Source organism: Burkholderia sp. Bp8984 (assembly GCF_003853755.1).
Classification (GTDB): Bacteria; Pseudomonadota; Gammaproteobacteria; order Burkholderiales; family Burkholderiaceae; genus Burkholderia.
Genome location: NZ_QTQN01000038.1, coordinates 17,983 through 37,425 on the forward strand (window position 1 = coordinate 17,983; position 19,443 = coordinate 37,425).

Annotated in this window: 13 protein-coding genes; 6 read left to right on the forward strand and 7 right to left on the reverse strand. The window is 68.2% G+C overall.

The genetic code is table 11. The features are described from left to right. Positions 1-8 precede the first annotated feature (8 nt). Genes DID98_RS29425 through DID98_RS29435 form a run of 3 tightly spaced genes read left to right on the forward strand, consistent with a single transcriptional unit; the run spans position 9 to position 3,298 of the window. Positions 9-2,210, forward strand: a complete 2,202-nt coding sequence (locus DID98_RS29425) for an FUSC family protein (RefSeq protein WP_124571860.1) — start codon at positions 9-11, stop codon at positions 2,208-2,210. Further along, positions 2,207-2,410: a DUF1656 domain-containing protein gene (locus DID98_RS29430; protein ID WP_011351756.1), complete on the forward strand. Its 204-nt coding sequence runs from the start codon at positions 2,207-2,209 to the stop codon at positions 2,408-2,410. The genes DID98_RS29425 and DID98_RS29430 overlap by 4 nt, the downstream gene beginning before the upstream one ends. 12 nt (positions 2,411-2,422) lie before the next feature. Beyond that, positions 2,423-3,298 (forward strand): HlyD family secretion protein, encoded by an 876-nt coding sequence (locus DID98_RS29435; protein ID WP_044846076.1) that lies wholly within the window; start codon positions 2,423-2,425, stop codon positions 3,296-3,298. Between the two features lie 18 nt (positions 3,299-3,316). On the opposite strand, the gene DID98_RS29440 is transcribed toward DID98_RS29435, so the two are convergent. Beyond that, positions 3,317-4,990: a methyl-accepting chemotaxis protein gene (locus DID98_RS29440; RefSeq protein ID WP_124488966.1), complete on the reverse strand. Its 1,674-nt coding sequence runs from the start codon at positions 4,988-4,990 to the stop codon at positions 3,317-3,319. A 410-nt stretch (positions 4,991-5,400) separates the two neighbouring features. Here DID98_RS29440 and DID98_RS29445 point away from each other — a divergent pair, with 410 nt between their 5' ends. Next, complete coding sequence (locus DID98_RS29445) at positions 5,401-6,639, forward strand: MFS transporter (RefSeq protein ID WP_044846078.1); 1,239 nt, start codon at positions 5,401-5,403, stop codon at positions 6,637-6,639. 384 nt (positions 6,640-7,023) lie between these two features. On the opposite strand, the gene DID98_RS29455 is transcribed toward DID98_RS29445, so the two are convergent. Next, positions 7,024-7,833: a 5'-methylthioadenosine/adenosylhomocysteine nucleosidase gene (locus tag DID98_RS29455; RefSeq protein ID WP_124523048.1), complete on the reverse strand. Its 810-nt coding sequence runs from the start codon at positions 7,831-7,833 to the stop codon at positions 7,024-7,026. After that, positions 7,830-10,193, reverse strand: a complete 2,364-nt coding sequence (locus DID98_RS29460) for a UvrD-helicase domain-containing protein (protein WP_124571862.1) — start codon at positions 10,191-10,193, stop codon at positions 7,830-7,832. The genes DID98_RS29455 and DID98_RS29460 overlap by 4 nt, the downstream gene beginning before the upstream one ends. Before the next feature lie 214 nt (positions 10,194-10,407). On the opposite strand from DID98_RS29460, the gene DID98_RS29465 reads away from it, so the two are divergent. Both DID98_RS29465 and galU read left to right on the forward strand, forming a co-directional pair. Then, positions 10,408-13,275: a valine--tRNA ligase gene (locus DID98_RS29465; RefSeq protein WP_124571863.1), complete on the forward strand. Its 2,868-nt coding sequence runs from the start codon at positions 10,408-10,410 to the stop codon at positions 13,273-13,275. Positions 13,276-13,362: 87 nt separating this feature from the next. Further along, positions 13,363-14,247, forward strand: coding sequence for a UTP--glucose-1-phosphate uridylyltransferase GalU (gene galU / locus DID98_RS29470; RefSeq protein WP_044846083.1), 885 nt, complete (start codon positions 13,363-13,365; stop codon positions 14,245-14,247). Positions 14,248-14,306: 59 nt separating this feature from the next. Here the strand turns inward: galU and DID98_RS29475 are convergent, their stop codons facing one another. The 4 genes from DID98_RS29475 to DID98_RS29490 are packed head-to-tail and all read right to left on the reverse strand — an operon-like array spanning position 14,307 to position 19,419. Continuing rightward, positions 14,307-14,921, reverse strand: a complete 615-nt coding sequence (locus DID98_RS29475; RefSeq protein ID WP_044846084.1) for a DUF4136 domain-containing protein — start codon at positions 14,919-14,921, stop codon at positions 14,307-14,309. A gap of 37 nt (positions 14,922-14,958) precedes the next feature. Continuing rightward, complete coding sequence (locus DID98_RS29480) at positions 14,959-17,346, reverse strand: CHASE2 domain-containing protein (protein ID WP_124571864.1); 2,388 nt, start codon at positions 17,344-17,346, stop codon at positions 14,959-14,961. Positions 17,347-17,356: 10 nt separating this feature from the next. Beyond that, positions 17,357-18,718 (reverse strand): FecR domain-containing protein, encoded by a 1,362-nt coding sequence (locus DID98_RS29485; RefSeq protein ID WP_124571865.1) that lies wholly within the window; start codon positions 18,716-18,718, stop codon positions 17,357-17,359. Next, on the reverse strand, positions 18,715-19,419 hold the full coding sequence (locus tag DID98_RS29490) for a response regulator transcription factor (protein WP_006402120.1): 705 nt from the start codon (positions 19,417-19,419) through the stop codon (positions 18,715-18,717). The genes DID98_RS29485 and DID98_RS29490 overlap by 4 nt, the downstream gene beginning before the upstream one ends. Positions 19,420-19,443: the final 24 nt, after the last annotated feature.

The window sequence follows — 19,443 nt, forward strand, 5'->3', positions numbered from 1 at the left end:
CGACCGTCATGTCAGCCTCCTCCCCCGCTTCCACGCACGCCGGCGGCGCGCTCGCGGCCTGGTACGCCGCCTTCGGCGACTGGGCCCGCAGCGACGGCGCCGCGTGGCTCTACCTGTTCAAGGCGCTGCTCGCCGCGTTCATCGCGACCGGCGTGTCGATGCGGCTCGACCTGCCGGCCCCGAAGACGGCGATGACCACGGTGTTCATCGTGATGCAGCCGCAAAGCGGCGCGGTGCTCGCGAAGAGCTTCTACCGGGTCGCCGGCACGATCTTCGGGCTGATCGCGACGCTCACGTTCGTCGGGCTGTTCCCGCAGCAGCCGCAGCTGTTCCTCTTGGCCGTCGCGCTGTGGGTCGCGCTGTGCACGGCCGGCGCCGCGCGCAACCGCAATTTCCGCAGCTACGGCTTCCTGCTCGCCGGTTACACGACCGCGCTGATCGGGCTGCCGGCATCGCAACACCCCGACGGCGCGTTCATGAGCGCGATGACGCGGGTCGCCGAGATCATGGTCGGGATCGTGTCGGCAGGCGTCGTCAGCGCGCTGGTGTTTCCGCAGTACACCGGCGAGCAGATGCGCACGACGGTGCGCAAGCGCTTCAGCAGCTTCGTCGACTACGTCGCGGCGGCACTGTCGGGCCAGCTCGACCGCGCGCACATCGAAACCATCCATACGCGCTTCGTCGCGGACGTGGTCGGCTTCGAAGCGGCGCGCAGCATGGCCGTGTTCGAGGATCCGGACACGCGGATGCGCAGCGGCCGTCTCGCGCGCCTGAACAGCGAGTTCATGAGCGTATCGAGCCGCTTCCACGCGCTGCACCAGTTGATGAACCGACTGCGCGCGGCCGGCGCGCAGGCCGCGATCGATGCGATCGAGCCGTACTTCCGCGAAATCGCGCCGCTTCTGACGCGCAACGGCGAGCCGGTGCGCTCGTCGGCCGACGCCGCGCTCGCCGCCGAACAGTTGCTCGCGTGGCGCGACGCGCTGCCGCGCCGCATCCGCGCGACGCGCGCCGCGCTCGAGACGCAGCCGGATTTCCCGCTGCTCGACTTCGACACGGCCACCGAGCTGCTGTACCGCTTCATCACGGACCTGCACGAATACGCGGCGACCTACGCGTCGCTGTCGACCGCGACGCACGAGCGCGAGCGCTGGATCGAGCGCTACGAGCCGCGCACCAACCTGACGGCGATGGTGATCGCCGCGATTCGCACCGCGACCGTGATCCTCGTGCTCGGCGCGTTCTGGATCGCGACCGCGTGGCCGAGCGGCGTGACGCTGACGCTGACGGCGGCGGCCACCTGCGCGCTCGCGTCGTCGACGCCGCGCCCGACCGCGATGTCCGCACAGATGGGCATGGGCACCGCGCTGGCCGTCTGCACGGGCTTCCTGCTGACGTTCGGCATCTACCCGCACATCGACGGCTTCCCGCTGCTGTGCGTGGCCCTCGCGCCGCTGCTCGCGATCGGCATCTTCATGACGCTGAAGCCGAAGCTCGCCGGCTACGGGATGGGCTACCTGATCTTCTTCAGCTTCCTCGCCGGCCCCGACAACATCACGCACTACGACCCGACGAGCTTCATGAACGACGCGCTCGCGCTGGTGCTGTCGATGCTCGTCTCGGCGATCGCGTTCGCGGTGCTGTTCCCGCCGACCGCGCCGTGGCACAAGAAGCGGCTGTTCGCCGACCTGCGCCACCAGGTGGTCGCGGCGTGCCACGCACGGCTCGCCGGCTTGCGCACGCGCTTCGAGAGCGGCGCGCGCGACCTGATGTACCAGGCGCACACGCTGTCGGCCGACCAGCCCGACGTGCAGCGCGACGCGCTGCGCTGGATGTTCGCGGTGCTGGAAACGGGCAATGCCGCGCTCGACCTGCGCGCGGAGCTGGCGGCGCTGCCGTCCGACCCGCGCTATGCGCCGACGACACCGTGGCGCCGCGCGATCGAGACGCTGCGCGCCGCGCTGTCCGCGCTGTTCCGCAAGCCGGACGCGGCGCGCTTCGACGCGGCGCTCGCCGCGGTCAACGCCGCGATCGACGCGACCCGGCAAACGCTCGATGCGTTCACGCCGTCGCGCGAGGAGCGCCACCGGCTGCAGCGCATCCTGAGCCATCTGCATTTCGTACGCACGGCGCTGCTCGATCCGGAATCGCCGCTCGAGCCGCTCAACCGCAACCGCCCCGTGCGTCCCCAACAAGGAGCCTCGTCATGATGCCGCGTGAAATCGCCATTCTCGATGCCTACATGCCCACGGTGGTCCTGATGTTCGTCCTGGGCGCGCTCGCGACCTGGGCCGTCGACCGCCTGCTCGCCTACACGGGCCTCTACCGTCTCGTCTGGCACCCGTCGCTGTTCCGCGCGTGCCTTCTCGTCTGCATTTGCGGCGGACTGAGTCTTGCCGTTTACCGTTGATTCCGAACCATCATGATTCTCAGAAAACTCTTCGGCTTCGTCGCGACCGCCATCATCCTTCTCGTCGCGATCCTGATCGGGCGCTCGCTGTGGGTGCACTACATGGACGATCCCTGGACGCGCGACGGGCGCGTCCGTGCCGAAATCGTCAACGTCGCACCGGACGTGTCGGGCGCGATCGTCGAGCTGCCCGTGCATGACAACCAGCTCGTGAAAAAGGGTGACCTGATCATGCAGATCGACCCGTCGCACTACCAGATCGCGGTCGAGCAGGCGCAGGCGGCCGTCGCCGCCCGCCGCGCGGAACTGCAGATGCGCCGCGACGACGCGGCCCGTCGTGCCGACCTCGACGCGCTCGTCGTGTCGAAGGAAAACCGCGAGAACGCGGCGCACAGCGCGTCGAGCGCCGATGCGCAGTACCAGCAGGCGATCGCCGCGCTCGACGCCGCGAAGCTCAACCTCGAACGCACGCGCGTGGTCGCACCGGTCGACGGCTACATCACGAACCTGCAGACGTTCAAGGGCAACTACGCGGTGGCCGGCCAGGCGAAGCTCGCGATCGTCGACAGCCATTCGTTCTGGGTCTACGGCTACTTCGAGGAAACCAAGCTGCCGCGCGTGAAGGTCGGCGCGCCGGCCGAGATGCGGCTGATGAGCGGCGGCGTGATGAAGGGCCACGTCGAGAGCATTTCGCGCGGCATCTACGATCGCGACAACCCGCAAAGCCGCGACCTCGTCGCGGACGTGAACCCGACCTTCAACTGGGTGCGCCTCGCGCAGCGCGTGCCGGTGCGCATCCGCATCGACGAGGTGCCGGCCGACGTGGTGCTGTCGGCGGGCACGACCTGCACGGTCATCATCGATCCGGACCAGCGGAAGAAGTCGTAAGCGTCGACGGCCGGACGCCTACGCCGCGATGCGAAAGCGTCCGACCAGCGACTTGAGCGCCTGCGCCTGTTCGTCGAGCGCATTCGCCGCGGCGGCCGCCTGCTCGACGAGCGCGGCGTTCTGCTGCGTGCCGGCATCCATCTGCGTGACCGCGCGGCCGATCTCGTCGATCCCGGCGCTCTGCTCGTCCGACGCCGCCGAGATCTCGCCGATGATGTCGGTCACGCGCTTGACCGCCCGCACCACGTCGTCCATCGTGCGGCCCGCATCGTGCGCGAGCGCCGCGCCGTTCGCGACGCGCTCGACCGACGCGCCGATCAGCGTACGGATCTCCTTCGCCGCGGTCGCCGCGCGCTGCGCGAGCAACCGCACCTCGCCCGCGACCACCGAAAAACCGCGCCCCTGCTCACCCGCGCGCGCCGCCTCGACCGCCGCGTTCAACGCGAGAATGTTGGTCTGGAACGCGATCCCCTCGATCGTGCCGATGATGTCGCGAATGTTCTTCGCGCTGTCGTCGATCTCGCTCATCGTCGCGACCACGCGACCGACGACTTCGCCGCCCGCCTCCGCGACGGCCGACGCATTGGCCGCGAGCGCGCTCGCCTGACGCGCGTTCTCGGCGTTCTGCCGCACGGTCGACGTGAGCTCTTCCATGCTGGCCGCGGTGCGCTCGAGCGCGACGGCCTGCTGCTCGGTGCGCCGCGACAGGTCGAGGTTGCCGGTCGAGATCTCGCCGGACGCGGCCGCGATCGCCTCGGCGCTGACGGCGATCTCGCCGACGGTCGCCGCAAGCCCGGACTGCATGTCGGACAGCGCGCGCACCATGCTGTCGCGGTCGTGCCGGCCGAGCGGAATCGGCCGCGTCAGGTCGCCGCGCGCGATGTCGGCGGCGATCGCCTTCGCCTCCGCGGGCTCGCCGCCGAGCTGCGACGCGAGGCGGCGCACGACCCGCTCGGCGATCGCGATCGCCAGCACGATCAGCGCGGCCGTCATCGCCGCGATCATCGCGAACGACGACGAGAAGATCGTTGCGGATGCATCGAGCGTCGCCTTCGACTTCGCGCCGCGCGTCTTCACGAGCATCGCGACGAGCTTCTCGAGCTTGCCGGTCTCGACCAGCAGCGACACGTCCTGCGTGCCGACCTGCCAGTTCATCTGCGACAGGTCGAGCGGCTGCGCCTGCACGAGCGCGACGAAATCGCGCAGATGGCCGCTCCACGTGCCGACCGCCAGCGAGAATGCGCGCAGTCGCGCGGAATCGTCCGCATCGGCCGGATCCGCGTAATGCTGCAGCGTCGCGAGCGCCTGGCCGATCGACGCGAGCCCCGCGCCGACTTCGGCGCCCAGATCGTCGCGTTCCTTCGCGGTGGTGGCGGTCAGCAGCATCTTCTGCGCGCGGCTCGCGCGCAGCACCTCGGCGCGCACTTCCTCCGCCGCCCGGCTCGCGACGTGCCCCTGCTCGTAAACCGACGCAATCGACGCGTTCAGCCGGCTGATCTGCCACAGCGAGAACACGCCGATCGCGAGCGTGCCGGCCAGCAGGATCGCGAACGCGGCGCGCAACGTCGCCTTGACGGTCCACGTCCGGCGTTCGCGCCGGGCTGCGCGCGCGTGCCGCGAGGCGGGCCTGGCGGCTGCGTCGGCCGCGGCTGTGGCCGCAACCGGCCGCGGATGCAATGAAGCTGCTTTCATCGATATTTCCCCGTATTGATCGTGCCGCCGAAAAGGTCGGTTCCGGCGGCCGGCATTCCCGCAATGGCCCGTCATGCCGCACGTCCTGCACCCGTCCGGCTCGTGGCCGGTGCCGGGCGCGGCGCGCCTGTGTTGTCGTTGCGTCTTCTACGGCCTCGATCGGCACGCCTTGAGTCCGGACAAACACCGATCCGGTCCCGCGCGGCGCGACGAAAGGCGGACACGCCGCAGCGTTATACCCGGCCAAAAAAGGGGGCAATGGGTCGAATCGTCGTAGCAATGTCCGAATCGCGACAAAACTTGGCCTGACATTCTCGATACGCCACATTAGACTTCTTTGACGCAACAACGATTCGAACGCGCCGATCCCCATCAGAGCGCGTCCCGTCACCTCAACTCGCTCAGCTCACATGGAAACCAGCCTCGATACGGGCGCCGGCACCGCCGCCGCAGCCCAGCCGTCTGCTCCACGCGCCCCGCGTACCGTCTATCCGGTGCTCGGCGCGATCAGCTTCTCGCACATGCTCAACGACATGATCCAGTCGTTGATCCTCGCGATCTATCCGATGCTCAAGAGCCAGTTCGCGCTGTCGTTCGCGCAGATCGGCCTGATCACGCTGACCTACCAGATCACAGCGTCGCTGCTGCAGCCGCTCGTCGGCCTGTATACGGACAAGCGGCCGAAGCCGTATTCGCTGCCGGTCGGGATGGGTTTCACGCTCGCGGGGCTGCTGCTGATGTCGGCCGCGCCGAACTTCGCGACGCTGCTGGCGGCCGCGGCGCTGGTCGGCTGCGGCTCGTCGGTGTTCCATCCGGAATCGTCGCGCGTCGCGCGGATGGCGTCGGGCGGCCAGCACGGGCTCGCGCAGTCGCTGTTCCAGGTCGGCGGCAACGCCGGTTCGGCACTCGGGCCGCTGCTCGCCGCGCTGGTGATCATCCCGCACGGCCAGCACAGCATCGCGTGGTTCTCGGCGGCCGCGCTCGTCGCGATGGTCGTGCTCACGCAGATCGGCCACTGGTACAAGAAGCATCCGTCGATGAAGAAGAAGGCGGCGCCGGCCGGCCATCCGACGCTGTCGCCGGGCCGCGTGCTCGCCGCGATCGGCGTGCTGGTGCTGCTGGTGTTCTCGAAGTACTTCTATCTCGCGAGCATCAACAGCTATTTCACGTTCTACCTGATCGACAAGTTCCACCTGTCGGTGCAGGCCGCGCAGATCCACCTGTTCGTGTTCCTCGCGGCGGTCGCGGCCGGCACGCTGATCGGCGGGCCGGTCGGCGACCGGATCGGCCGCAAGTACGTGATCTGGGTGTCGATCCTCGGCGTCGCGCCGTTCACGCTGCTGCTGCCGTACGCGAACCTGTTCTGGACGAGCGTGCTGAGCGTGATCATCGGCGTCGTGCTGGCGTCGGCGTTCGCCGCGATCCTCGTCTATGCGACGGAGCTGATGCCCGGCAAGGTCGGGATGGTCGCGGGTCTGTTCTTCGGCTTCGCGTTCGGCCTGGGCGGCGTGGGCGCCGCCGTGCTCGGCCAGCTCGCCGACGCGACGAGCATCACGTTCGTCTACAAGGTGTGCTCGTTCCTGCCGCTGATCGGCGTGCTGACGGTGTTCCTGCCGAACCTCGAAAGCAGCCGGCGCAAGAAGGCGTGACGAAACGGCCGCGGCTTGGGTGCCGCGGCCGTTGGCTCAACAACCTTGCGAAACGTTTGGTCGAGCGGTTATCAGTGCCGGGGTTCTCGTGTGCGGCGACCGAACATTCGCGCACCCGGCCAGACCAGCGCGATCGCGATCACGAAGCTGACGCCGAACTTCATCCCGGTGCCCGGAATCGTGCCGCCGCTCTGCGACTTCAGGAACCTGCGAAGCGCATTGAATTGGGTCGACAGGCATTCGGGGCCTCTCATTTTCGTTATTTTTTGATACGACTGCGTGCAGCACGCTGTCGTCCCCGCTGCTACGACACCCCGGCAGCCGCGAAAGCTCAAGCCATCACGGCCTCGTCGTCATCGCAGTGCCCGTGTCCGACGTACTTGCCTACACGATGGCTGCACCATTCTCCGTCGCATGCAACGTCAGGAACCGCTTGAGGATGCCGGACGAATAGCTGCTCGCGATCGCCGACAGGAAGTGCGAGAACGACTGCGTCGCGTGATCGTCGGCCGTATCGGAGATCGTGCGCACGATGGCGAACGGCACGTCGTGTTCGGCGCATACCTGCGCGATCGCCGCGCCTTCCATCTCGACCGCGAGCGCGTCCGGCAGCGCGTCGCGCAGCGCGACGACTTCCCGCTCGCTCGACACGAAGCGGTCGCCGCTGATGATCAGCCCGCCATGCAGCGTCCCGCCGGCGAGGCCGAAACGCGCGGCGAACTGTGCGCCCTCCTCGGCGACGAACAGCGTGCACGCGGCCTTCAGGCGGGCCGTCAGCGCCGCGTCGGTCGTGAACCGCGTGATGCCGAGCAGCGGCACCTCGTAGCGCGGAAACAGCGGCGACGCATCGAGATCGTGCTGCAGCAGCGTATCGGCGACGACGACGTCGCCGATACGCACCGTGCGCGACACGCCGCCGGCGACACCGGTGAACACGACGCCGGACACGCCGAACACGTGGATCAGCGCACTGACGGTGGCGGAGGCCGCGACCTTGCCGACCCGCGCGAGCGTGACGACGCAGGCCGCGCCGTGCACGGTGCCGACGTGGTAATCGCGGCGGCCGAGCGTGATCGTCTTCATCACGCCGTCGGCGCGCATCGCGGCGATCAGGTCGCCGAGCTCCTCGGGCAGCGCGGCCAGAATGCCGAGCGGACGCGTCGATACCGTTTCAACCATGTCGATGCTCATCATTCCACCGCCTGCAGTTTCGCGACCGCCAGCGCGAGCCACTTCTCGCCGTGCCGCTTGAACTTCACCTGCGCCTTCGCATCGGCGCCGTTGCCTTCGAGCGCGGTGACCGTGCCCTCGCCGAACTTGGTATGGAAGACCTGCTGGCCGACGCGGAACCCGGTGTCGGCCGCGCGCTGCTTGTTCGCGAAGGCCGGCAGCGGCGCGGTGACCGCCGCGTCGACCACCTGCTCGCGGCTGCCGCCGCCCGGCCGCGCGAACCAGTCGCGCCCCCAGCCGGCGTTGTCCGAGCGGCCGCCCCAGCGCGAGCCGGCCTCGACCTTCGGCGTGAGCCACTTCAGCACGTGCTCCGGCAGTTCGTCTAAGAAGCGCGAGCGCACGTTGTAGCGCGTCTGGCCGTGCAGCATCCGGCTCTGCGCGAACGACAGGTAGAGCCGCTCCTTCGCGCGCGTGATCGCGACGTACATCAGCCGGCGCTCTTCCTCGAGGCCGTCCGATTCGAGCACGCTGTTCTCGTGCGGGAACAGCCCTTCCTCGAGGCCGGTGATGAACACCGCCGAGAATTCGAGGCCCTTCGCCGCGTGCACCGTCATCAGCTGCACCGCGTCCTGGCCGGCCTGTGCCTGGTTGTCGCCGGCCTCCAGCGATGCGTGCGACAGGAAACCCGCGAGCGGCGTCATCGTGTCGGGATTCTGCGCGGGGTCGCCGAGCGGCGCCGGGTCGAGCACGTCGACCGACGGATCGCCTGCGTCCACGCCGAGCTCCGGCGCCGCGATCGCACCCGCGCGCAGCGGAATCGAGCGGGCCGGTGCGTCGAGCCCGTAGCCTTCCTCGCTGACGAACGCGGTGGCCGCGTTCACGAGTTCCTGCAGGTTCTCGAGGCGGTCCTGGCCTTCGCGCTCGCCCTGGTAGAAATCGGCGAGGCCGCTCGCGCGCACGACGTATTCGACCGTCTCAGGCAGGCTCATCTGCTGCGTCTCGGCGCGCATCTTCGCGATCAGCGTTGCGAACGCGCCGAGGCTCGTGCCGGCCTTGCCGGTCACGTACGGAATCGCGGCGGCCATCGAGCAGTCGTACAGGCGCGCGGCGTCCGCGAGCTGCTCGATCGAGCGCGCGCCGATCCCGCGCGTCGGGAAATTCACGACGCGCACGAACGCGGTGTCGTCGTTCGGATTGTCGATCAGCCGCAGGTACGCGAGCGCGTGCTTCACTTCCTGGCGCTCGAAGAAGCGCAGGCCGCCGTACACGCGATACGGAATGCCCGACGTCATCAGCGTGTGCTCGATCGCGCGCGACTGCGCGTTGCTGCGATACAGGACGGCCACCTCGCTGCGCGACATCCCGGTGTTGATCAGCGAGCGGATCTCCTCGACGATCCAGCCGGCTTCCTGCGCATCGGTGCTCGCCTCGTACACGCGCACGGGCTCGCCATGGCCGGCGTCGGTGCGCAGGTTCTTGCCGAGGCGATGCGCGTTGTTCGAGATCAGCTGGTTCGCCGCATCGAGGATGTTGCCGTGCGACCGGTAGTTCTGCTCGAGCTTGATCAGGTTGCGCACGCGGAATTCGTCTTCGAAGTCGCGCATGTTGCCGACGTTCGCGCCGCGGAACGCGTAGATCGACTGGTCGTCGTCGCCGACCGCGAAGATCGCGTTCTCGCCGCCCGCGAGCATCTTGAGCCACGCGTACTGCAGCTTGTTGGTGTCCTGGAACTCGTCGACGAGGATGTGCCTGAAACGCGCCTGGTAGTGCGCGCGCAGCGGCGCGTTGTACGCGAGCAGCTCGTAGCAGCGCAGCAGCAGCTCGGGGAAATCGACGACGCCCTCGCGCTGGCACTGCTGGTCGTACGCCTGGTACAGCTCGACGAACTTGCGGTTGAAGTTGTCGGACGCGTCGACCTTGTCGGGCCGCAGCCCCTGCTCCTTCGCGTTGTTGATGAAGTACTGGACGTTCTTCGGCGGGTATTTCTCGTCGTCGACGTTCGCCGCCTTCATCAGCCGCTTGATCGCCGACAGCTGGTCAGCCGTGTCGAGGATCTGGAAGGTCTGCGGCAGGCCGGCGTCGCGCCAGTGCGTGCGCAGCATCCGGTTGCACAGCCCGTGGAACGTGCCGATCCACATCCCGCGCGTGTCGATCGGCATCATCGCCGACAGCCGCGCCATCATCTCGCGCGCGGCCTTGTTCGTGAAGGTGACGGCGAGCACGGTGGCCGGCGATGCGTAGCCCTGCTGGATCAGCCACGCGATACGCGTGATCAGCACGCGGGTCTTGCCGCTGCCCGCCCCCGCGAGGATCAGCGCCGGTTCGTTCGGCAGCGTGACGGCGGCGTATTGTTCAGGGTTCAGATTGGCGAGCAGATCGGGCATGGAGCGGCAGCGGACGTGCGAGAAAAATGCGGACCCGCCATTATAAGTCGGCCGCGCGGTGCCGTTTCCGATCCGTTGTGCCGCGGGCCGTCGCCCGCGCTGCACGCCCCTTGCGACCCGCCCGCGCGGGCAAGCGATGGCTGGCCGATGTGCATCCATTTATAATTGTCAGATTCGGCATCCAATTCACGCATTTTTCGGCAGATTTCCAACCATGAGCGACAGCACGCTTGCGAAGAGTTTCGAGCCCCACACCATCGAGTCCCAATGGGGGCCGGAGTGGGAAAAACGCGGCTATGCCGCCCCGGCATTCGACCCGGCGCGCCCCGATTTCGCGATCCAGCTGCCGCCGCCGAACGTCACCGGCACGCTGCACATGGGCCACGCGTTCAACCAGACGATCATGGACGGCCTCGCCCGCTACCACCGGATGCTCGGCGAGAACACGCTGTGGGTGCCCGGCACCGACCACGCGGGGATCGCGACCCAGATCGTCGTCGAGCGCCAGCTCGACGCGCAGGGCGTATCGCGCCATGACCTCGGCCGCGAGAAGTTCGTCGAGCGTGTGTGGGAGTGGAAGCAGCAGTCCGGCTCGACGATCACGGGCCAGGTGCGCCGCCTCGGCGCGTCGACCGACTGGTCGCGCGAATATTTCACGATGGACGACAAGATGTCGGCCGCCGTGCGCGACGTGTTCGTCACGCTCTACGAACAGGGCCTGATCTACCGCGGCAAGCGCCTCGTGAACTGGGATCCGGTGCTGCTCACCGCGGTGTCGGATCTCGAAGTCGCGAGCGAGGAGGAAAACGGCCACCTGTGGCACATCCGCTACCCGCTCGTCGACGGTTCGGGCTCGCTGACCGTCGCGACCACGCGTCCGGAAACGATGCTCGGCGACGTCGCGCTGATGGTCCACCCGGAAGACGAGCGCTACGCGCACCTGATCGGCAAGCTCGTCACGCTGCCGCTGACGGGCCGCGAGATCCCGGTGATCGCCGACGACTACGTCGACCGCGAGTTCGGCACGGGCGTCGTGAAGGTCACGCCCGCGCACGACTTCAACGACTACCAGGTCGGCCTGCGCCACAACCTCGCGCCGATCGAGATCCTGACGCTCGACGCGAAGATCAACGACAACGGCCCCGCGCAGTATCGCGGCCTCGACCGCTTCGACGCGCGCCGTGCGATCGTCGCCGACCTCGATGCGGAGGGCTTCCTCGACTCCGTGAAGCCGCACAAGCTGATGGTGCCGCGCGGCGACCGCACGGGCGTCGTGATCGAGCCGATGCTGACCGACCAGTGGTTCGTCGCGATGACGAAGCCGGCGCCGGAAGGCACGTTCAACCCGGGCAAGTCGATCACCGAAACGTCGCTCGACGTCGTGCGCAGCGGCCAGATCAAGTTCGTGCCGGAAAACTGGACGACCACCTACTACCAGTGGCTCGAGAACATCCAGGACTGGTGCATCTCGCGCCAGCTGTGGTGGGGCCACCAGATTCCCGCGTGGTACGGCGAGAACGGCGAGGTGTTCGTCGCGCGCGACGAGGAAGAGGCGCGCGCGCAGGCCGCCGCGAAGGGCTACACCGGTGTGCTGAAGCGCGACGAGGACGTGCTCGACACGTGGTTCTCGTCGGCGCTCGTGCCGTTCTCGTCGCTCGGCTGGCCGAACGAAACGCCTGAACTACAGCACTTCCTGCCGTCGTCGGTGCTCGTCACCGGCTTCGACATCATCTTCTTCTGGGTCGCCCGGATGGTGATGATGACGACGCACTTCACCGGCAAGGTACCGTTCCACACCGTCTACGTACACGGTCTCGTGCGCGACGCGGAAGGCCAGAAGATGTCGAAGAGCAAGGGCAACACGCTCGACCCGATCGACATCGTCGACGGCATCGACCTCGAGACGCTGGTCGCGAAGCGCACGACCGGCCTGATGAACCCGAAGCAGGCCGCGACCATCGAGAAGAAGACGCGCAAGGAATTCCCGGACGGCATCGCCGCGTTCGGCACCGACGCGCTGCGCTTCACGATGGCGTCGATGGCGACGCTCGGCCGCAACGTGAACTTCGACCTCGCGCGCTGCGAAGGCTATCGCAACTTCTGCAACAAGCTGTGGAACGCGACGCGCTTCGTGCTGATGAACTGCGAAGGCCACGACTGCGGCACCGACAAGCCGGAAGTGTGCGGCGCGGGCGACTGCGGCCCCGGCGGCTACCTCGACTTCTCGGCGGCCGACCGCTGGATCGTGTCGCTCCTGCAGCGCACCGAGGCCGACATCGCGAAGGGCTTCGCCGATTACCGCTTCGACAACATCGCGACCAGCATCTACAAGTTCGTGTGGGACGAGTACTGCGACTGGTACCTCGAACTCGCGAAGGTGCAGATCCAGAACGGCACGCCGGAACAGCAGCGCGCGACGCGCCGCACGCTGCTGCGCGTGCTGGAAACGGTGCTGCGCCTCGCGCACCCGATCATCCCGTTTATCACCGAAGCGCTCTGGCAGAAGGTCGCGCCGCTCGCCGGCCGTTATCCGCAAGGCCAGGCCGAGGGCGAAGCGTCGCTGATGACGCAGGCGTATCCGGTCGCGAACCTGCAGAAGATCGACGAGGTGTCCGAACAATGGGCGGCCGACCTGAAGGCGATCGTCGACGCGTGCCGCAACCTGCGCGGCGAGATGAACCTGTCGCCGGCGACCAAGGTGCCGCTGCTCGCGGCCGGCGATGCCGAGCGCCTGCGCTCGTTCGCGCCGTACGTGCAAGCCCTCGCGCGCCTGTCGGAAGTGCAGATCCTGGCCGACGAAGCGACCCTCGACAAGGAAGCGCACGGCGCGCCGATCGCGATCGTGGGCCCGAACAAGCTGGTGCTGAAGGTGGAAATCGACGTCGCGGCCGAACGCGAGCGCCTGTCGAAGGAAATCGCGCGCCTGACGGGCGAGATCGCGAAGTGCAATGCGAAGCTCGGCAACGAGGCGTTCGTCGCGAAAGCCCCGCCGGCCGTGGTCGAGCAGGAGCAGAAGCGCGTCGCCGAATTCCAGAGCACGCTGGAAAAACTGCGCGCTCAGCTCGATCGGTTGCCTGCGTAACAAACGGTAAGGTCGTTTGCGTTCACTATAATCGGAACGTGAACATAGGCTGTCTGACAAGTCGATTACAGGAATAAAGGTTCGATCATGTTGAAAGTCACCAAGGCGGTATTCCCCGTTGCCGGTCTCGGCACGCGGTTCCTCCCGGCAACGAAGGCGAGCCCGAAGGAAATGCTGCCCGTCGTCGACAAGCCGCTGATCCAGTACGCAGTCGAGGAAGCGATCGCCGCGGGCATCACCGAGATGATCTTCGTGACCGGGCGCAGCAAGCGCGCGATCGAGGATCACTTCGACAAGTCGTACGAGGTCGAGGCCGAACTCGAGGCGCGCGGCAAGGAGAAGCTGCTCGAGCTCGTGCGCAGCATCAAGCCGAGCCATGTCGACTGCTTCTACGTGCGCCAGCCGGAAGCGCTCGGCCTCGGCCATGCGGTGCTGTGCGCGGAGAAGCTCGTCGCCGACAATCCGTTCGCGGTGATCCTCGCCGACGACCTGCTCGACGGCAACCCGCCCGTGATGAAGCAGATGGTCGACGTGTTCGACCACTATCACAGCTCGGTGATCGGCGTGGAAGAGATCCCGCCGTCGGAGACGAAGTCGTACGGCATCGTCGACGGCAAGGAGTGGGAAGAGTCGATCGTCAAGATGTCGGCGATCGTCGAGAAACCGGAGCCGGAAGTCGCGCCGTCGAACCTCGGCGTGGTCGGCCGCTACATCCTGAAGCCGCGGATCTTCGAACACCTGCGTGCGCTGAAGCCGGGCGCGGGCGGCGAGCTGCAGCTCACCGACGCGATCCAGGCGCTGCTCGCCGACGAACAGGTGCTGGCCTACAAGTACCAGGGCACGCGCTATGACTGCGGCAGCAAGCTCGGCTACCTGAAGGCGACGGTCGAGTTCGCGCTGCGCCACCCGGAAGTCGGCACCGACTTCGACGCGTACCTGCGCGCGCGCGGCAACGGGCAACCGGCTGCCTGAACGCGGCACGGGCCGGCCTCGCCTCCCCGGCGGGCCGCCCTCGCCTCACGGCCGGCGCGTCAGCGCGTGACGGCCGGCTTCACCGAGACGACGCCCGGCATTGCGCCCGCGTCGTCTTTTTTCGTCTTCACGAGCCAGCCGTCACCCTGCTCGAACGGCAGCTTCGCGAGCGCGCTCTTCACGAGTGTCGGCGCGGCCTGCTGCGTGAGCGCATCGCGATCGCGCAGCGACGCCGACACGCGATAGACGTCGACGCCCGTCTTCGCATCGACGAAACGCAGCGTCAGCACGTGGCGGTACACCTTGCCCGCGAACGGCAGCGCGAACGGCGCCGGTCCGTCGACGGTCACGCACGCGCTGCTTGCCGCGCCGCACTGGTCGGCCGTCGCCGCGACCGACGCCGGCTGCGTCGCATACGCGATCGACAGCCGGTAACGCGCGGCCTGGCCAGGCTGCGCGTCGAAGCCGCGCTGCGCGAGCTCGTCGTGCACGAGCGTCTCGATCTGCCGGTATTCGGCATCGTCGGCCTGAGCGGCCGTGCGAACGAAATCGTAGCCGTGCGCACCGGATGCGAACGCATTCGGCTGCCCGAGCGCGCTCACGCCGGTCGTGACGCCGGCGCAACCCGTCAACAGCGACGCCGCCAGCGCGGCCGCTGCCCATTCCTTTCTCATGACTTCCCCCAAATGCCTGCCGTCGTGCCCGGCCCTGTCAGGCGGACGGCTCGTCGATCGCGGGCAGCGACACCGTCACCGCGGTGCCGACACCCACTTCGCTGTCGACCGTCACGCTGCCGCCGTGGCGCGTGACGACCGTCTTCACGAATGCCATGCCGAGCCCGGAGCCCGAGATTTCGGGCCGCTCGCCGGCATGGAACCGCTTGAAACGCTCGAACATATGCTGCAGATCTTCCGGCGCGATGCCGTACCCCTGATCGCGAATCGTACAGAAGATCCGCTTCGATTCATGCTCGACCGACAGCGTACACGCGATCACCGTGTCGGACGGACTGTATTTGACTGCGTTGTTCAGCAGGTTGACGAACGCGCGTGTGATCAGCGAGCGGTCGGCGCGCGTCCAGCACATGTCGGCCCCGACGTCGGTCTCGATGCGGATGCGCTTTGCCTGCGCCTGCGGCCAGACTTCGTCGCTCGCGTCGATCAGCACGTCGACCAGGCTCGTCGGTTCGAGCTGGTACGCCTGCGACTCCGCGCGCGCCAGCTGCACGAACTCGTCGGCGAGCGACAGCGCACGGTGCGCATAGCGCTCGATCCGCGCGAGCAGCCCGCGCATCGCGTCGGTTTCGACGCGATCGCGCTCGATCTCGACGAGCGCGAGGATCGACGACTGCGGCGAGCGCATGTCGTGCGACAGCAGGTGCAGCGCCTCCTCGCGCTGCCGCTCGGCCGCGTGCAGCTCGGTCACGTCGACCAGACCGGCGATCCAGCCCGTCACGCGGCCCTGCGCGTTCGTACACGGGGCGTAGCGTAACAGATGGTCGAGCCCGTCGCGATCGCGCACCTCGATGCCGCGCGCCATCGCTTCGTCTTCGGCCCCGAGCGTCGGGTCGAGCGCGTCCGGCCAGTGTGCGCGGATCGTGACGTCGTGTTCGGCGTTGCCGTCGACGGTCTTCATGAAGGTCAGCTCGCCGAGCGCGGCGCGCAGCGGCCGCCCTTCCGGCACCGGCAGCGCGAGCCGCGAACCGTAGCGCTTCGCCGCATGGTTCGCGATCAGCACGGTGCCGGCCAGGTCGGTGACGAAGATCGCCTCCGGCATGCTGTCGAGGCTGTCCCACACGAAGCGCTTCATATCCTGCACGCGCTGCGCGGCCTGCGCCATCAGCGCCATCTGCCGTTCGAGCACGTCGCCGCCGACGCTGCGCGTGCGCGGCGCCTCGGGCAGCAGGTGCGGCTCATCGGCGAGCCGCTGCAGCTCGCGGCGCAGGTACGACATCGTCATTTCCAGGCGCCGCCAGTTCCAGATCGGGTAGACGGCGACCAGCCCGAAGATGGCCGGCGCGGGCGACAGCCATATGCGCGCCTCGAACAGCAGCGCCAGGCTCGCGACGACGGCCAGCGCGGCCAGGCTCAGCGTCAGCAGCAGCGCGCGCCACGGCGACAGCATCAGGAAGCCGCCCAGCAGCACGGCGAGCGGCAGCAGCGATGCGGCGAAGAGTCCGGCACGCGATGCAGGCAGGATCGCGCTGCCGGTCGTCAGCATGTCGAGCACGTTCGCATGGATGTACACGCCGGCGAGCGGACCGAAGTCGCCCGACACCGGCGTCGCGAAACGGTCGTAGAGGCCCGACGCCGTCACGCCGACGACGACGATCTTGCCGCGCAGTGCGTCGGGTTTCACGCGCCCTTCGAGCACGTCGTCGAACGACAGCGTCGGATACGCGGGCGTGTTGCGGCTGAACGGGATCAGGTAGCGGCCGTCGCCGGTCGCGTCGCGCGACAGGTCGTGCGCTTGCGCGCCGGGCGTGCCGCCGACCGGATGCAGCCGGCCGGCCTGGATCGCACGATAGACGGGCACCATCAGCTGCGGCCAGCGCACGCGGCCGTCGCTTTCGAACAGCGCGACGCTACGCACGATGCCGTCGGGATCGACTTCGAGATTGATGTGGCCAAGTCCCATCGTGCGCGCCGACAGCTCCGCCACCGGCGGATCGACGGTGCGCGTGCCGTCCGCCTGTTCGGGGCTCAGCAAGACGGGCAGGAAGGTCGGCACACGGGCCATGGCGTCGGCGAACGCGCGATCCTCCGGCGACTGCTCGGTAAACAGCACGTCGTAGACGACCGCGGCCGGCTGCGCACGCGCCAGCGTGTCGAGCAGCCGCGCGTGCACGCTGCGCGACCACGGCCAGCGGCCGAGTGCGGACACGCTCTGGTTGTCGATGTCGACGACGACGACGTCGGGCGACAGCGGCAGGCTGCGCAGCATCAGCAGCCGGTCGTAGATCAGCCCGTCGACGCTCGACGACAACCGGCCGAGCGCGCACGCGAGTATCACCGCGATCCCGAGGCAGCCGATCGCGATCCACTCGATCAGGAAGCGGCGGCCGAGGCGCCGCCGCGGGGAAACGGAGTCGGTTTTCATGCGCCGCGGGTCAGCGCGACAACGTGAACGCGCTGACCGGACTCGTCTTCTGATAGAACTTGCCGCCCTCGAACTCCTCGACCGTCACCGCCCAGTAGTAGTCGCCGGGCGGAAGGTGGGAGACCGTGATCCGGCGCGCCTTCAGGCCCATCTGGTCGACGACCGGCGCGCTCAGGTCCTTCGAGTGCGACAGCACGAACCGATAACGCGCGTCCTTGGCCGCGTCGTTCGGCGCCCAGCGGAACTCGTAGCCGTCCGGGCCGGGCGACGCGCTCGCATCGAGCCCCATCAGGCGCCGCTCGAACGCGTAAATGTGCGGCATGCCTTCGAGGCCGTTGTCGTCGATCGCGGAAATCCGGACGAAGTACGTGCCGTTCGGCACCTCGCGGAACACCGCACGCGACGAGACCGTGCGCGTTTCGCTGAACAGTTCGAGCATGCCCGCGTCGCGCGCGAGTTGCAGGTGATAGGCATGCGCATGCTCGAGCGGCGCGACGTCGAACGTGAGGTCGGGCTCGTCCTGCACCTTGTCCGGATGCGTGAGCGCGGGCGCCGGCAGCAGCTGCACGGGTGCGCCGACCGCGCCGGACGACGTCGTGACGCTGCCGAAGTTCGCATGCACGAGCGTCGGGTCGGTCGGCTGCTGCTTGCCCGCGACGCCGACCGTGCCGTCGAGCACCTCGACACGCGTCGCCGCGTTGCCGGCGGCGTCGTAGTTCACGCGGAACCGCGTGCCGCGCACGCCGGCCACGACCGACGGCGAGCGGATCTGGAAGCGGTCGTCGCGCTTCTTCAGATGCGTGACCTCGCTGTCGACCGAGCCGCGCGTGAGCTCGAACTCGCGATCGAGCGTGCCGGTCAGCACGGTGCGGCGCAAGGTCTTCAGGTCGAGCTGGCTGTCGGGCGGCAGGCTCATGTGCGTGCCGTCGGCCAGTTCGAGCGTCAGGAAGCCGTTCGCGCCCGTGCGCACGCGGTCGCCCTCGGTCAGCGTCGCATCGTTCGCGAGCGGCGCGTACGCGCCGCCGGACGCGCGCTCGGCCGTGCCCTGCACCGCGACGACGCGCGCGGTCAGCTTTTCCTTGCGCAGCCGCGCGGCCGGCAGCTTCAGCGCGATGTCGGGCTGGAGGTGTTTCGGCGCGGGCACGCCGTTGATCCGTTGCAGCAGCTGCCAGTCGTCCGGGCCCTGCAGGTAGCGCGCGGCGACGTCGTACAGCGTGTCGCCGGCATGCGTGCGGTAGACGACCATCTTGCCCGCGGCAGCGCTCGGCTGCGCGACGGCCTGCTGCGCCGCGAACGCAAACGCGACCGCGCACGCCGCATGCAGTGCCGCCGTGCGCAGGCTCGCCGTGCGCTGCGTGATGCGCCGGGTCACTCCGGCTCTCCCTGACCGACCCGCTCGAGCCGGTAGCCGTAGCCGTAGATCGGCGCGAGGCGATAGCCGTTTTCCGGCCGCAGGCCGAGCTTCGTGCGCAGCATCGAGATGTGCGTGTCCATCGTGCGCGACGGGATGTCGGTCGCCTGCTTCCACACGAGATCGAGAATGTGCGCGCGCGACAGCGGCCGGTCGAGGTGCTGGAACAGCAGCAGCGCGAGCTCGAATTCCTTCTGCGTGAGGCTCACGGCCTTGTCGCCGACATACGCCTGCTTCAGGTTCACGTCGAAGCGGAACTGGTCGAACTCGCGAACGGTCGCCTCCGCGTTGACCGGATACGCGCGGCGCAGCAGCGAGCCGATGCGCGCGCGCAGGATCGGGCCCGACACGGGCTTGACCACGTAATCGTCCGCGCCGGCGTTGAGGATCTGCGTGATCCCCGCCTCGTCGTCGCGGCTCGTCATGAAGATGATCGGCAGGCTGTGCTCGGTCTGGTTCGCACGCACCCACTTGAGCACTTCCTCGCCGGACATGTCGGGCACGTTCCAGTCGAGCACGAGCAGATCGAACGTCTCGCGCTGCAGACGCTTCTTCAGGGCCTTGCCTTCCTTGAACGCATAGCACGTGTGGCCGGCGGCCGTCAGCGTTTGACTGACGAAATCCGTCTGGGCCGGATCATCATCCAGTACAGCAATTCTCATAGCACCCCGCAAATCGAAATCGAT

Excerpts from the sequence above, each read along its gene's own strand:
- DID98_RS29430 (WP_011351756.1), top strand. The coding sequence starts at position 2,207 with ATGATGCCGCGTGAAATCGCCATTCTCGATGCCTACATGCCCACGGTG.
- DID98_RS29435 (WP_044846076.1), top strand. The coding sequence starts at position 2,423 with ATGATTCTCAGAAAACTCTTCGGCTTCGTCGCGACCGCCATCATCCTT.
- DID98_RS29440 (WP_124488966.1), bottom strand. The coding sequence starts at position 4,990 with ATGAAAGCAGCTTCATTGCATCCGCGGCCGGTTGCGGCCACAGCCGCG.
- DID98_RS29460 (WP_124571862.1), bottom strand. The coding sequence starts at position 10,193 with ATGCCCGATCTGCTCGCCAATCTGAACCCTGAACAATACGCCGCCGTC.
- DID98_RS29455 (WP_124523048.1), bottom strand. The coding sequence starts at position 7,833 with ATGATGAGCATCGACATGGTTGAAACGGTATCGACGCGTCCGCTCGGC.
- DID98_RS29490 (WP_006402120.1), bottom strand. The coding sequence starts at position 19,419 with ATGAGAATTGCTGTACTGGATGATGATCCGGCCCAGACGGATTTCGTC.
- DID98_RS29465 (WP_124571863.1), top strand. The coding sequence starts at position 10,408 with ATGAGCGACAGCACGCTTGCGAAGAGTTTCGAGCCCCACACCATCGAG.
- DID98_RS29425 (WP_124571860.1), top strand. The coding sequence starts at position 9 with ATGTCAGCCTCCTCCCCCGCTTCCACGCACGCCGGCGGCGCGCTCGCG.
- DID98_RS29475 (WP_044846084.1), bottom strand. The coding sequence starts at position 14,921 with ATGAGAAAGGAATGGGCAGCGGCCGCGCTGGCGGCGTCGCTGTTGACG.
- DID98_RS29480 (WP_124571864.1), bottom strand. The coding sequence starts at position 17,346 with ATGAAAACCGACTCCGTTTCCCCGCGGCGGCGCCTCGGCCGCCGCTTC.
- DID98_RS29445 (WP_044846078.1), top strand. The coding sequence starts at position 5,401 with ATGGAAACCAGCCTCGATACGGGCGCCGGCACCGCCGCCGCAGCCCAG.
- galU (WP_044846083.1), top strand. The coding sequence starts at position 13,363 with ATGTTGAAAGTCACCAAGGCGGTATTCCCCGTTGCCGGTCTCGGCACG.